The following is a 13,614-nucleotide window of genomic DNA, read 5'->3' on the forward strand; positions in this document are numbered from 1 at the left end:
AGTGAAGATGCCAGTTTATCAAATTGACGGTCTGACGCCGGTGGTGCCTGACGAGAGCTATGTTCACCCAACGGCGGTGCTGATTGGCGACGTGATCTTGGGTAAAGGCGTTTATGTTGGTCCTAACGCCAGCCTGCGCGGCGATTTTGGCCGCATCGTGGTGAAAGACGGGGCAAACATTCAGGATAACTGCGTGATGCACGGCTTCCCTGAGCAGGACACGGTGGTGGAAGAGGACGGGCATATCGGCCACAGCGCCATCCTGCACGGCTGCATCATCCGCCGTAACGCGCTGGTGGGCATGAACGCGGTGGTGATGGACGGGGCGGTCATCGGTGAAAACAGCATCGTCGGCGCGGCGGCGTTCGTTAAAGCGAAAGCGGAGATGCCTGCCAACTACTTGATTATCGGCAGCCCGGCCAAAGCGATTCGCGAGCTGAGCGAGCAGGAGCTGGCGTGGAAGCGGCAGGGCACGCGGGAGTATCAGGTGCTGGTGGAGCGCTGCAAGCTAACTATGCATCAGGTTGAGCCGCTGCGCGAGGCTGAGCCTGACCGGAAACGGCTGACGTTTGATGAGAATTTAAGGCCGAAGTCGGCGGTGTAGGGGTAAGGCCGTCTTTTTTCGCCATATCCATCAATAGCGCGATGCCAATATAGTTGCTCCAGTTAAAGGTATTTTGCAGCACCACCACCGCATTACCTTTTTCTTTGTCATAGCCGATAAAGCTGGAGTAGCCGCCGATATAGCCGACCTGATAGGTGATTTTTTCCAGACCGATAAAGTCGGTGGTCCAGGCAATGCCCTGCACCCCGTCGGGGCGTTGAATATCGGTATTTCTGACTTCGTCAAAGACGCTGTCCAGCAAGGAATTGTGGGTCGTAGAGACGTGATAGCGGGCATAGGCCGCCAGATCTTCGGCGTTGCTGTATAAGCTCGCTGCCGCCACCATGTTGTTGGAAAAATGCCAGTCCGGCGTCAGCTGCCCGCGCGGGATAAATTTTGGCTGATCGCCCGCGTGGCCGAGCGCCCGCTGCGGGTATCCTTTGAGCTTCTGTGGCGTAAAGCTGCTGTTAGCCATGTGCAGCGGACGGAAAATATAGCGCGAGGCTAAACTCTGAATATCTTCCCCGGTTTTGTGCTTCAGGATATAGCCAATCAGGGCGTAGCCGGTATTGGAGTATTGCGGCGTTTTATCCTTCGGCGCGCGCCAGCTGGCGAGATAGTTCAGCACGTTATCGCTGTCCAGATCACCGTAGAAGTTATCACCCGTGCTTAAGTAGCGGATGAATTTTCCGAGCATCGGAACATCCATATTCTGGCGCGGAAGGCCGGAGGTGTGGGTTACCAGCTCCAGCAGGGTGATTTTTTGTGCATCTTTGCTCAGCGGCGTTCCCGCCGGTAGCAATGTTGCCAGGCTGTCGTTCCAGTTCAGTTGCCCCTCACTGACCAGACAGGCCACCACTTCCGCCGTGATCCCTTTGCTGAGCGAGCCGAGTGCGAACAGGGTATCTGGCCTGACCGGGTAACGATTGACCGCATCGGTAACGCCCCAGGTATAAAACTGCGGTGAGCCGTGATTATGGATCACCGCGACCGTCATTCCTGGAACGGATTTTTGCGCCATGTAGTGACGCACCACGCTGTCAACGTCGCCATCCAGCGATTCATGGGTGAGGAGTTCCTGGGTACCTTCCGGGGAGGACATTTGCGAAAGCGTGCCACAACCGCTGAGTAGTGGGATGGTAAGCAGAAGCCAGCAAATTTTTTTAATGATGTTCTGCATACCTGATAGCGAGTGTGATGGTCATTGGCGCGGCGGGAATGTATCACACTTAGCCTGTGTGAATGTAAACTTTCTGTACGGAGGCCGCCGCGTGGGTGGTCACGGTGACTATTCTGCCTGCTTTGAGGATTTCAGCATGACTCGCTTTCATCAACTTACCGCCACCAGCCTGGATGGTCGTCTTATCACAATGGACGACTATGCTGGGAAGGTGGTTCTGGTCGTCAATACCGCCAGCCAGTGCGGCTTTACGCCCCAGTATGCGGGTCTCGAAGCGCTATACAAGAAATACGCCGAACAAGGGTTAGTGGTGCTGGGTTTCCCCTGCAACCAGTTCGGTAAACAGGAACCCGGCGACGCCGATGAAATCTCAAAGACCTGCCACATTAACTACGGCGTGAGCTTCCCCATGTTCGAGAAGGTCGAGGTTAACGGCAGCGCAGCGCACCCGCTGTTTCGCTATCTTAAAAACGAATTGCCCGGCGTGCTGGGTGGGCGGATTAAGTGGAACTTTACTAAGTTTCTGATCGGACGCGACGGTAAACCCCTCAAGCGTTTTGCACCGATGACGACGCCAGAGAAAATGGAGAGGGCGATTGTGGAGGCTTTAGGGGGGTAGGGGTTTGGTATTGGAATCAGTCATTATTCTGGTACTTGAGGAATTCATGATGTCCGCTTTGTGCCAAAGGTGGACGTTATGAAAAGAGTAATGAGTAATTTCGAGTAAGGGCATTAGTACACAAATGAATTTCCAGTCATAGCTTTTAAGAACTTACAAAGGTCATCTCCTGCATCCTCAATCGTATGAAAACTAGCAGAGTCTACACATCCGGATTCACGCTCATTAAGACGTGCAATGAATAGCGGTGTTGGATCTTGTCCTGTTAGGCTTCTGAACCTCACAGCATCAACACGCCACCGATACATTTCACCATATCGCTGAACTCCCCTGATGCCTGTACTGGTGTTTTTCGTGGCTTTGATAGAAATTGGCATAACGGATTCCCTATGACCTGGAATGGCAGTAATGGCTGTATAGTTGTCGTAGAATTTTACAGAAAACTTTATAGCAAACTATTAAATAGCTGAAGAGATCGCTACTAATTTAATTACCGTATTTATTGTCGGTGGCTGCTGTAATTTATTTCCACAGAAATGTCCGCTCTTCGCTCAAAGCGGACATCCCCACATAGAATCCAGGTCCTGCTAAAAATATTACCCCCGCAACCAGGGCGTAATCGTCAACCCCGTAAGCAAGCCTTCAGGGCTAAGCAGGCGAGTGACGGTTTGCCCCCATGGTTCCATACGGTTAGCCACCAGCAACCGATAGCCTTTTTCACTCAGAACTCGTGTAGCCGATTCCAGATCCTGCACCTCGTACTCAACCCATCCCTGCGGTATCGGGTGCTCTTCTGGCCACTGTTCTTTTCCAAAACAGGAGGTTGCCGCCTGCGCGAGCGGCCAGACGGCGAAATGCTTCACGCCTTCCAGTTGTCCCTCTTCAGTGAGCAGATAATCACTATTCCCCTCCATCGGCTTCAGCGGCAGGCCGAGTGTCTGGATATAAAAGGCGATGCTGGATTCTGTATCGCGCGAAACAGGCCCGAACCCGGCGATAAACAAAACATCTACTCCCGGTAACGTCTGCGACATATCCACTCCGTAATGACCAAAAACCATTCTGAATTTACCTTACGGCTGGCTGAAATACGACTCTCAATTCTGCTGTCGCATTCACCGCGCCTGCTCGCTCACGACGGGGATCCGTATTGCCTTTCGCCCACGGAGCTGTATAAATCGTTGTTGCTGATCTCGGGGGCGATGACGACCGGTTCAACAATCTGTAAAAGCAGGGGTGCACTGCTTAAAAACGTACCGGATGTTAAACGTGTACAGCTTGGATCCATTCTCAGGGAGTCACTGTTGACGTTTCCGCCTGAAGAACTGAGTGACAAGTAGCTGAGTGCCGATAATAAAAATAACACCCTGATCTCACCTCACTGAAAGGAAAAGTATGTCTTTACCGCCACTGTACGCGCTGCGCGCGTTTGAAGTTGCCGCGCGGCTGAACTCCTTCAGCAAAGCCGCTGAAGCATTGAATATCACTCCGGGGGCGGTCAGCAGGCATGTCCGGACGCTTGAAATGTGGTTCGACTGCGAGCTGTTTAAGCGGTAGGGGCCGAGAGTGGAGGTCAGCGAAGCCGGGCGTATTCTGGCCGGTCAGCTTAGCGAAAGTTTCTCGAACATTGAATGGGCCTGTCGCGCATTCCGCAGTGAAAATCACCTTCTGCGCCTCAAAGCGCCCAGCACCCTGACGATGCGATGGCTCCTGAACGTTCTCAAAACCTTTCGCGAGAACCATGCGAAACCGAAAATCGAAATCGCCAGCGTCTGGATGGACTTCGACACCGTTGACTTCAGCCGGGAGCCATACGATTGCGCGATCCTCCTCGGCAATGGCTTTTTCGGCGAGTCAACGGAGAGCAGCCTGCTTTTCAGCGAATGGCTTATTCCGGTTTGTCCGCCGTCACTGCTTGAGTCCGCCCGGCACCAGCTTCCTGAGTGCGATCTTATCCATCCCTCTCCGGACAGGCGGGACTGGAAGCGCTGGCTGAAAAGAACAGGGCTTTTCCCCGGGCTCGACATGAGCGGCGGAATTGTGTTCGATACCCTCGAACAGGGGAGCCTGGCCGCCATGCACGGTCACGGCGTGGCGATGGCCGATCTCCGGCTCACGCTGGAAGCACTAAAAAGCGGCCTGCTCGCGCTGCCCTTCAGGGAGGCGATAGCAACGGGGGACGGCTACTATCTTGTGTGGCCGAAAAATTCGCTCAGAAGACAGAGTATTGAACGTCTGCTGGCGTGGCTTAGCCTTAACGCGCCGGTTATTCCTTCTCTGAATATTGTCTGTCTTGATTACAATGAAAAGCGTGCATGAAATAAAAAGCAGGATATTTCTCGCGGAATATCCTGTCTGTTGAATGTATTAGGCGTAGGGAATATTTGCCATTTTCTTATATCTTTCCGGCAGGGCACTGTTCAGGTTGAGTAATTTATCCAGAATATAAAGCGCAGGCGTTCCTTTTGCTCGCTCGGCGTCGATCAGCGCCGCGCGTATCACATTGGTAGCCGAAGTCATTTTGCTGAAATACTCTTCTGATTCCGGCGTCTGGACCTCCCCGGACCCTGTGTAACGCACCCGAGGCCAGTCCGCGAAGTCAGGCAGGAGTGGGGTTGCATCGTCTTTTGGAATGTGTGCCGAGAGCAACTCTTCGGCGTTACCCGGATTGCGTTGAGCGAAAGACAGGAAATGGAGTCGATGGATAAATGGCGAAAGCGCCTCAGCGCGATCGCTATCTGACGAAAGTAACGTGATGAGCGCATGTATATTTTCACCGGCGGTGTTTTTTTCAGGTGAGGCCATTTTCATTAGATGAAATAAAACATCGAGTGTCATAGGTACTCCATACACATATATTATTATTTGAATTTTGCTATAAATTTCTGGCCAGCAATATACCAGTGATGAACGGATGGTATTTCAATGCGGTTATGTTTGAAAAACGATAAATAGTGGCAGTCAATGTGAGTTTTACTCAACGTGACGCTCTGGGTCCCAACACACTGCAGCGTTTTGTTTCACAAACGCCATAGCTCACCGGCTTTTCAGAATGGTATAACGTCGTGCAGCAATCGGCTTGCCGTTAATCGCCACATCCTCAAAGGCTTATATGAAACAAATTACCTTCAGTGACCTGCAGCAGCAAAGCGAGCAGGCCGCTAATTCTCCTCGCTTACGGGCGCATCGTAATTTACACCCAGATCTGAGCGACCCGGTGCAGCGCCTGGCTATCGCCATGGAGCCCGGTACCTATGTTCGCCCTCATCGCCACCCGCACACGTTTGAACTGCTGACGGCGCTGAGCGGTCGCTTTCTTGTATTGAACTTCGACGATAGCGGCAACGTAACCCGGCGCGTGGTGTTAGGCGAAGAGTGCAAGGTGCTGGAGATGGATGCCGGTACCTGGCATGCCGTGCTGTCTCTGGATAAAGGCGGCGTCATTTTTGAGGTAAAACACGGAGGGTATCAGCCTGTTCCCGAGCATGATACCGCCCCGTGGTCGCCTGCTGAAAACGAACCCGGCACAAAAGAGTTGATGGCGTGGTACGCCCAGGCGCAAGTGGGTGACGGCGGTTTTACCCTGTAATTGCGCGCTTAAGTGCCGGGCGATGACCCGCTTCTTCAGGCTACACAGGCGTGCCGTTAGCGTTCACTGCAAAAAACGTTCGGTGAAGCGATCGCCAAACAGCATGATGGCGAGCCCAACGAGCATGATGACCATTCCGCCCAACCGCATCGCTGAAACCGGACGACGCAGGGTACCCAGCAGACCAAAGTGGTCAATCACCTGCGACGAGAGCAACTGCCCGACAATCGCCAGCCCGAGCAGGGCGGAAAAACCAATTTTCGGTGCCAGCACGACATAGCTGAACAGCGCGCAGGCACCGATGAATCCTCCCGTCAGGCTCCACAGCGGTTGCGACGGAATTGCCGAAAGCGAGGTGGCTAATCCACCCCTTAGCAATGCGTAAATCCCAAGACTCACCGCCCCGGCGGTAAAAGAAAACAGGGCCGCCGTTACCGCATCACCGGCCAGACCCTTTGCCAGCTGGCTGTTGAGGGTCGTTTGCAGCGTAATACCCAGGCCTGCGGCAAAGGCGATGACGTAATAAACCATGCTCATCCGTTTCATTACCTTCAGTGCGCCTGATGCAGCGGCAGGAAGCTGTCCGCAAATATGTCAGGCTCATAGCCAGTGGCGGTAAAAAGATGCTGGCGTGATTCATCAATCGCTGCACGAAGGCGTGCGCTGTCCACGCCCAGCACGTTGCCGCCTTGCTTAACGATGCGTCCTCCAATCATCACGGTATCAATATTGCTGCGCTCAGCGGCATGCACAACCGTGCCAAAAGCATTCCCGGAGGGGTAGAGGTTGAGATCGCCCGCGTTAATCAGGATCAGGTCGGCCTGTTTGCCCGGCGTCAGGCTTCCTACTTTCTCCTGCAGCCCGGCGCACGCCGCGCCATCGATGGTGGCGGCCTTCAGAAGCTGGGCGGCCTGAAGCGTTTTCAGGGAGTGCGCGCTACCGCAACAGGATTGTTGATGCATGCCCATGACGCGCTGCAGGTAAAACGCCACGCGCATCTCCATAAACATGTCGCCGCTATATGAGGTTTCATTATCAACGCTCAGGCCGGGCCGAATGCCGTGACGCAGGGCAGACTGAATGGCAAACATCCCGTTCTCAATGCCGTAGTGCGCGTCGGAACGAGGGCAGACGTTCACCCGCACGCCCGCATCCCGCAGGATCGCCCAGCCTTCGTCAGGCAGGGCCGTGCAGTGATTGAAGATATTGTCCGTGCCCAGCATCCCCCGTTGATGCAGCTCCGCAAGCTGTGAGGCCATTTCACCGTCGAAAAATTCAGTGACGATCGGTAGCCCGAGCCTGCGCGCCTCGGTCCACATCTCAGGTTCCAACTGGGCCATCGCCGCCAGTGAAACAAGGCTGTCCGGGTTGTTCCGAAAATACTTTTCCTGCAGGCGCTGCCAGTTTCCCGGCCAGTTCTTAGTGTCCCATTCCCCGGATACCGGCGCGCCAGAGGCGTGAATAGCGCGGATCCCGGCATCCTGAAGCGCCTCGACGGCGGCGTCTGAATGGGCGGCGCTGCGGCTGTTATGGGAGTTATGAATGACGGTGGTGATCCCGGCGTCAATACAGCCCAGCGCGGAGAGCAGGTTGCCAACGTACATATCGGCAGGTCGGTAGTATTTCGCAAAAGAGAAATGCGTGGCGTTGCAGTAGTCCTCCAGCGATTCCGCGTTAGGGTTGATGCGACGCAATTGCCCCTCCCAGGCGTGGCGATGGGTATCCACCATCCCCGGCATGGCAATCATGTTTGTGGCATCAATAACCGTGGCTCCCTGTGCCTCCAGTTTTTCGCCGACGGCCGCAATCGTGGTCCCTTTGATTAGGATGTCGCCGCGTTCGATATTGCCCACGGTTTCATCCATGCTGAGGATCGTCGCGCCGCGAATCAGCGTCTCCGGGGAAGGGGTGTTCTGATTATTCACAATATTTCTTACGTAATCGGTCATTTTTTCGTCTCTCTTGTTAACTACTGCCCACAAGCTACGACACTCGATTAGCGTGAAAAAGGCGCGTAATATGTTTTCTTTATTCATAATCAGCGAATAATTGAATTCTACAGGTGGAAGAACGAATGGATCGTATCCAGGCTATGCAGATCTTTATAAGGGTGGCGGAGTCCGGCAGCTTCGTGCGTGCGGCTGAAACCCTCTCCCTGCCTGCCTCAACGGTCACCAGCACCATTAAAAATCTGGAGAAATACCTGCAGGTGCGCCTGCTGAACAGGACGACACGGCGGGTGAGCCTGACGCCCGAAGGCTTACAGTACCTGACGCAGTGTCGGGAAATTCTTGCATTAATCGACCAGGCGGAGTCCAGCCTGAGCGATTCCGTCAGTAGACCGCAGGGTCGCCTGCGGGTGGATATGCCAGCCGGGATTGCTCATCACATCGTGATGCCACAGCTGAATGATTTTTACCGTCTTTATCCGGATATCTACCTCATGATCGGCGTCAGCGATCGTCAGGTTGACCTGGTGCAGGAGGGCGTCGACTGTGTCATTCGAACGGGGGAACTGAATAACTCCACGCTGGTAGCCCGTCCGCTGGGCCGCTTTCGCTGGGTCACCTGCGCCTCGCCGGGCTATCTCCGGGAATACGGCATTCCGCCGTCGCCGGATGCACTTAGCGGGCACCGGGCGGTTCACTATTTTTCCGGCCAGACGCGACGCGCGAACGAATTGCGCTTTGCTCAGGGTGCTGAAATGCTGTCTGTGCCGGTGAACGGTGCCGCCGCCGTCAATGAAACGGGGCTCTATATTCAAATGTGTCTGGAGGGTTTTGGGCTGGTGCAGGTGGCCGAGAATATTGTCGCAGAGCATCTGCGCGAGGGAAGGCTGGTGGAGGTGCTGGCGGACTGGCAGCCGCCGTCGGTGCCCGTCACGCTGCTCTATCCCCACCAGCGATATCTTTCTCCAGCCGTGCGCGCCTTTGCTGACTGGATAGCCAGGATTATTTAATGCTGCCGAGGCTTTGCAGGAAATCTTCAACCTGCTCAGTCGTAGCCGTGTCTGCCTGGTAAAGAATATCGAGCTTAACGTTTTTCAACCCGCAAAAGCCAAATACCCCTTCGATTATCTGCGTCTGAATTGCCGTCGAATAGCCGTGCTTGTCGAATCCGGCGAGATCGCTGCCGCCGGTGGCAATCAGGCGGACGGGAACGTCCCGTAAGTTGCCAACGATTCGACCGTCGTCGGCCACCTTATACGCCCAGTTCAGGGTTAAAACGCGATCGAACCAGCCTTTCAACAGCGCGGGGACCGACCACCAGTAAATGGGGAAGACAAACACCAGCATATCCGCTCGCTCGACGCGCTGCTGCTCGTGCAGGATATCGTCAGGAAGCGCGCCCGGATCGCCGTGATATAAATCGAGATCGGGGCGAGAAAACGCCGGATTGAACCCTTCCGCATGAAGATCGGCGATCTCAACCTGCGTACCTTGCTCGCGTAATTTACCGGCAATGCGGGCGGCCAGCGTATGGGATAACGACGTGTCGACAGGATGAGCCGTCACGATCAGCGCGTTATTAATAGCGTGTGTTGCAGACATAGCGACCTCGAAGTGGGTGAGAACCGTCATCTATATTACTATTGGTAACTTAGCTGTCAATCCGCACCCAACGATCATTTTGTGCTATTCGCGTAGGTCTCCAGCACGCCGGACATCGCGCCGCTGAGCGTATCTTCCGCAACATTGCGGGCCAGCACGCCGTTACCCGCGGCGGTGCTGAGCGCGTCCGCCGCACCGATGATGGCCGTCAGCGCCGCTTCTCCCTGAACGCCTTTCAGCACGACGAACGGGGACAGCGCGGTACGCAGGCAGTCGGCACATTCAGCCACGCACGCCTCGCGGAACGTCTGCAACGCGCGGGAGCCGGACAGCGCCGCCGCAATCGGACCGGTTTCCGGTCCGGCGGTAATGGCGCAGTCGATATAGGCGGCGCTGAAAAAGCGGATCGTCTTGTCCAGGGTTTTGCTGTCTACCGCCAGCGTCTCCCTGAACTTCGCCAGCTGCCGGTCGCTATAGTCCTGGTAGAGCGCCATCAGCAGCCCTTCGCGATCGCCAAAGTGATCGTAGGGAATAGGCTTCGTCACGTTGGCCCGCTCCGCCAGGTAGCCCAGCGTCAGCGCCTCCGTGCCTTGCTGACGAACGATTCCGCGCGCCACTTCCAGCAACTGCACGCGGCGATCCTCTTTTCTTAAGCGCTTAACGACCATGCTTTCCTCGGTTCTGTTATCTACTCATGGTAGTTTACGCGTTTAGGCAGGGGGCTGCACCCGTTGTTTCCCAGATCGGAACCGGAACGTCATAGCCCCAATTCGCTCAGAGAAGGGTGATCGTCCGGGCGTCTGCCCAGCGGCCAGTGGAACAGACGTTCAGATTCTTTTATCGGCATATCGTTTACGCAGGCAAAGCGGCGCTTCATCAGCCCGTCCGGCTCAAACTCCCAGTTTTCATTGCCGTAGGAGCGGAACCAGTTGCCGGAATCATCATGCCATTCATAGGCATAGCGCACCGCGATCCGGTTATCCGTAAACGCCCAGAGCTCTTTAATCAGGCGGTAATCCAGCTCCTTTTTCCATTTCCGCGCCAGAAACGCCTGGGCTTCCTCGCGGTTGGTGGCGAACTCCGCGCGGTTGCGCCACTGGGTATCCAGCGTATAGGCCAGCGCGACTTTTGCCGGGTCGCGGCTGTTCCAGCCGTCTTCGGCCAGTCTGACTTTTTCGATGGCGCTTTCGCGAGTAAAGGGCGGTAATGGAGGACGTGTGTTCATAGCGATAACCTCAGCGTTATATGAAGTAGACAGATCTGTCTACCTGATGTAATCTATGCCTGAAAAATAACGCTGTCAATATCCGTTTTGAGGCCGTCGAAAAAATGAAAACACAATCCGCAAGTAACGAACCGAAAGTCAGCGTCAGGGATAAAATATTACTTACGGCGCACGATCTTTTTTATTCCACAGGCTTCAGGGCGACGGGGGTGGATACGCTGATTAAGGTGTCAAAAGTCACCAAGGTGACTTTTTATCGTCACTTTCCGAGTAAAAGTTTGCTTATTCTCGCCTATTTGCACTATCGGCATGAAATATGGATTAGCTGGTTTGAAGCTACGTTACGTCGACATCTGGACGAAGGCGAATCACCTTCTGATGCGATATCTGCAACGCTTCACGAATGGTTTATTTCACCCGATTTTCACGGCTGCGCGTTTATTAACGCCAGCGCCGAGGCAAAATCCGAAGAGATTGAAAATGAAATAAAAGCGATATGCCGGGACCATAAAACAGAAACAAAGAATAAAATCGAAATGCTCGCCGATATAGCGGATGAAAAGACCTGTAACGACATTATGATGCTTATCGACGGGGCTATTATCCATGCCCAAATGGGAATGGATACAGAAGCAGTAATAAACGCGTTGAAAACGGGCTTAGAAAAGCTGACGGGCCAATGACATGACTCTGTGCTTAATCAGCCCTCATCCGGGGCCGATTAAGCACCCGCGTTACACCGTCGGGATGGTGCCGCCATCAATGACAAATTCAGTACCGGTAATACTCGCAGCATGCGATGACGCGAGGAAGACGATGAGGTTAGCCACTTCAATCGGCCTGGCAGGGCGTCCCAGCGGTATTCCACCCAGCGAATTCATAATGATCTGCTTGCCGCCTTCGTAGTCTGTGCCTGCCTGCGTAGCCAGCCTCTCCGCCAGGGCCACCGCGGCCTCGGTTTCGATCCAGCCGGGTGCGACGCGCACAACCCGAACCCCCTTCGGCGACACTTCTTTTGAAAGGCTTTTACTGTAGGTCGAAAGTGCCGATTTAGCCGCTGCATACGCGGTGGTTGATTCCGGTAACGGCAGTTCGCGCTGAATAGAGGTCACGTGAATAATTACACCGTTTCCCTGAGCAAGCATTCCGGGCAGCAGGGCGCGATCCAGGCGAACGGCGGGCAGCAAATTAAGATTGAGCTCCTGCTGCCACGCTTCTTCTCCCAGCGCAGCAAAACCGCCGCCGGGTGAGGTGGAACCGCCTGCCACATGAATAATCACGTCGACTCCTCCCATCTGTTCCTGAACGGCTGATGCGACCAGGTCACATCCTGCAATTGTCGTAAGGTCAGCGGCTACAAATGTATCTGCGATATTGACCTCCGGCTCATGGCGCGCCGCGGTAAATACCGTTGCACCAAGTTGTTTTAAAAGCCCGACGACTGCTCTTCCCAGCCCTTTTGTGCCAGCGGTAACAAGCACGCGCTTGCCTGCGAAATTAATATCTAATGACATGACCAATAACTCCCGTTATTTACAGTACGGGTATATTCAACATAGACTGAGAAATTGACAAGTACACACGAAAAAGTGAGTTACTAAATTATGAGTAAGTTATATAGCCCGGAATCTGCCGCAAGCGGCGTGGAGCAAGTATTACGGCTGCTCGAAGGCCGCTGGAAATTAATTATTCTTTTTCATCTTTTTGACGGAAAAGTGCAGCGCTACTCTGATTTCGAAAAACTGATCCCCGGTATTTCCCAGAAGATGCTGGCGCAGCAGCTTCGACAGCTTGAGTCCGACGGTATCGTTTCGCGGATGGTCTATCCTCAGGTACCACCAAAAGTGGAATATCGACTCACCGAATGGGGGCAGGCATTATGCCCGGCACTCGATGCCATGCTGCAATGGGCAGAAAAACGCGAGAATTATGCGAGCCTGGCTACAGATGGAACCTCTTTCAAAAACCCAAACGGTGAATGACGCCATAAACTGTTGTCATTCGCCGTTCGTTAACGCGGGTTATTAGCAATCCCTCACAGCAGAGCATACTCAGGATTATGGGGATGTCTCTTTAGAAAGAGGGGGGGCGTCCCGCTGCGCCAGGGACAGCGCGCTGGCGCTGGCGGGGTCGAACAACGAGATGCTCTCAATCTGATTGAGCAAAATTACCTTTCGGAAAGACATGGCGCTGCGGGGTTCTGAATCGAGCGTGATGTCATGCTCCGCATACCACTTGCTGTAATTATTCTCGATGCGCAGATTCATCGTCTTCTCGTCCCTGTACCCGCTTAACATCGGGATCAGCACAATATTGGCCGTTTTTTCATATTCCAGCGTCGCGGTGTGGATCATGCCGATGTAAATCCGCCGCGACCGAAGCGTCACCTGCGCCAGCTCGCCTTGCTCCATACACTGGTACAGCAGCTGTTCAATACCGCTCGACTGGGCAAGACGTTTGTAGAGCTTTTTCCGGCTTTCTCCGTCCAGCCTGGCGCTGCCTGCCCAGTTAGAGCGGTAGAGGCAAAACAGGATAGCAAACGCCAGCATCACTACCACCGGAGCCTGAATGCCTAAAAAACTCCAGTTCATAAAGTCGATTTGCCAGTCGGTATATTTCAGCGAGGCAAAATGGAAAGCGTTGTTGGCGGCGGAAAGGGTGAACAGCAGCAGCCAGAGTAATCCCGTGGCGATTACGCCCTGCAGAACGAAAATACAGCCATAAAGCGCAACGAGAAAATAGACGTCCCAGCCGAAGGAACGCTTGATTTTAAAGCGCGTCGACAGGTCCCGGCTGGTGTACCAGTACCCGCAAACCATCAGCACCATAAATATCGCCGTTCCCAT

17 protein-coding genes and 1 pseudogene are annotated in these 13,614 nt (G+C 54.2%); 7 read left to right on the top strand and 11 right to left on the bottom strand.

The annotated features are described in order from the left end of the window. Positions 1-7: 7 nt before the first annotated feature. Entirely contained in the window at positions 8-604 is a 597-nt protein-coding gene (gene paaY, locus USG84_RS04815) for a phenylacetic acid degradation protein PaaY (RefSeq protein ID WP_151413827.1), read from the top strand. On the opposite strand, the gene USG84_RS04820 is transcribed toward paaY, so the two are convergent. After that, positions 513-1,784: a serine hydrolase domain-containing protein gene (locus tag USG84_RS04820; protein ID WP_320738186.1), complete on the bottom strand. Its 1,272-nt coding sequence runs from the start codon at positions 1,782-1,784 to the stop codon at positions 513-515. The two genes, paaY and USG84_RS04820, sit on opposite strands and share 92 nt — an antisense overlap. 136 nt (positions 1,785-1,920) lie before the next feature. Here USG84_RS04820 and USG84_RS04825 point away from each other — a divergent pair, with 136 nt between their 5' ends. After that, on the top strand, positions 1,921-2,403 hold the full coding sequence (locus USG84_RS04825) for a glutathione peroxidase (RefSeq protein WP_151413826.1): 483 nt from the start codon (positions 1,921-1,923) through the stop codon (positions 2,401-2,403). Between the two features lie 113 nt (positions 2,404-2,516). Here the strand turns inward: USG84_RS04825 and USG84_RS04830 are convergent, their stop codons facing one another. Next, positions 2,517-2,780, bottom strand: coding sequence for a hypothetical protein (locus USG84_RS04830; protein ID WP_253541866.1), 264 nt, complete (start codon positions 2,778-2,780; stop codon positions 2,517-2,519). A 219-nt stretch (positions 2,781-2,999) separates the two neighbouring features. Next, positions 3,000-3,437, bottom strand: coding sequence for a VOC family protein (locus USG84_RS04835; protein ID WP_151413825.1), 438 nt, complete (start codon positions 3,435-3,437; stop codon positions 3,000-3,002). A 361-nt stretch (positions 3,438-3,798) separates the two neighbouring features. Between USG84_RS04835 and USG84_RS04840 the strand changes: the two are divergent. Next, positions 3,799-4,722: pseudogene (locus tag USG84_RS04840) on the top strand (LysR substrate-binding domain-containing protein). A 48-nt stretch (positions 4,723-4,770) separates the two neighbouring features. Here the strand turns inward: USG84_RS04840 and USG84_RS04845 are convergent. After that, positions 4,771-5,241 (bottom strand): hypothetical protein, encoded by a 471-nt coding sequence (locus USG84_RS04845; RefSeq protein WP_151413824.1) that lies wholly within the window; start codon positions 5,239-5,241, stop codon positions 4,771-4,773. Positions 5,242-5,515: 274 nt separating this feature from the next. On the opposite strand from USG84_RS04845, the gene USG84_RS04850 reads away from it, so the two are divergent. Further along, positions 5,516-5,992: a WbuC family cupin fold metalloprotein gene (locus tag USG84_RS04850; RefSeq protein WP_061098307.1), complete on the top strand. Its 477-nt coding sequence runs from the start codon at positions 5,516-5,518 to the stop codon at positions 5,990-5,992. Between the two features lie 63 nt (positions 5,993-6,055). Here the strand turns inward: USG84_RS04850 and USG84_RS04855 are convergent, their stop codons facing one another. Next, positions 6,056-6,529, bottom strand: a complete 474-nt coding sequence (locus USG84_RS04855) for a DMT family transporter (RefSeq protein WP_253541868.1) — start codon at positions 6,527-6,529, stop codon at positions 6,056-6,058. 14 nt (positions 6,530-6,543) lie between these two features. Further along, positions 6,544-7,941 (bottom strand): amidohydrolase family protein, encoded by a 1,398-nt coding sequence (locus USG84_RS04860; RefSeq protein ID WP_320738187.1) that lies wholly within the window; start codon positions 7,939-7,941, stop codon positions 6,544-6,546. 125 nt (positions 7,942-8,066) lie between these two features. Here USG84_RS04860 and USG84_RS04865 point away from each other — a divergent pair, with 125 nt between their 5' ends. Continuing rightward, on the top strand, positions 8,067-8,951 hold the full coding sequence (locus USG84_RS04865; RefSeq protein ID WP_253541872.1) for a LysR family transcriptional regulator: 885 nt from the start codon (positions 8,067-8,069) through the stop codon (positions 8,949-8,951). On the opposite strand, the gene USG84_RS04870 is transcribed toward USG84_RS04865, so the two are convergent. The 3 genes from USG84_RS04870 to USG84_RS04880 all read right to left on the bottom strand — a co-directional run bounded on the left by USG84_RS04870 (position 8,944) and on the right by USG84_RS04880 (position 10,768). Then, on the bottom strand, positions 8,944-9,543 hold the full coding sequence (locus USG84_RS04870; RefSeq protein WP_151413823.1) for an NAD(P)H-dependent oxidoreductase: 600 nt from the start codon (positions 9,541-9,543) through the stop codon (positions 8,944-8,946). The genes USG84_RS04865 and USG84_RS04870 overlap by 8 nt on opposite strands. Positions 9,544-9,617: 74 nt before the next feature. Then, positions 9,618-10,211 carry a TetR/AcrR family transcriptional regulator gene (locus tag USG84_RS04875; RefSeq protein WP_061098305.1) on the bottom strand — a complete coding sequence of 198 codons (594 nt, stop codon included), beginning with the start codon at positions 10,209-10,211 and terminating at the stop codon, positions 9,618-9,620. A gap of 89 nt (positions 10,212-10,300) precedes the next feature. Beyond that, positions 10,301-10,768 (bottom strand): DUF1348 family protein, encoded by a 468-nt coding sequence (locus tag USG84_RS04880; RefSeq protein ID WP_061098304.1) that lies wholly within the window; start codon positions 10,766-10,768, stop codon positions 10,301-10,303. A gap of 104 nt (positions 10,769-10,872) precedes the next feature. On the opposite strand from USG84_RS04880, the gene USG84_RS04885 reads away from it, so the two are divergent. After that, positions 10,873-11,451: a TetR/AcrR family transcriptional regulator gene (locus USG84_RS04885; RefSeq protein WP_151413822.1), complete on the top strand. Its 579-nt coding sequence runs from the start codon at positions 10,873-10,875 to the stop codon at positions 11,449-11,451. Between the two features lie 51 nt (positions 11,452-11,502). Here USG84_RS04885 and USG84_RS04890 read toward each other — a convergent pair whose 3' ends face one another. Continuing rightward, positions 11,503-12,282, bottom strand: coding sequence for an SDR family oxidoreductase (locus tag USG84_RS04890; RefSeq protein WP_151413821.1), 780 nt, complete (start codon positions 12,280-12,282; stop codon positions 11,503-11,505). Positions 12,283-12,372: 90 nt separating this feature from the next. Between USG84_RS04890 and USG84_RS04895 the strand changes: the two genes are divergently transcribed. Then, positions 12,373-12,750 (top strand): winged helix-turn-helix transcriptional regulator, encoded by a 378-nt coding sequence (locus tag USG84_RS04895; protein ID WP_151413820.1) that lies wholly within the window; start codon positions 12,373-12,375, stop codon positions 12,748-12,750. Between the two features lie 75 nt (positions 12,751-12,825). Here the strand turns inward: USG84_RS04895 and USG84_RS04900 are convergent, their stop codons facing one another. After that, positions 12,826-13,614, bottom strand: a complete 789-nt coding sequence (locus USG84_RS04900; RefSeq protein WP_061098300.1) for a hypothetical protein — start codon at positions 13,612-13,614, stop codon at positions 12,826-12,828.

The organism is Enterobacter sp. 168J2, assembly GCF_034107265.1.
Lineage (GTDB): Bacteria > Pseudomonadota > Gammaproteobacteria > Enterobacterales > Enterobacteriaceae > Enterobacter > Enterobacter nematophilus.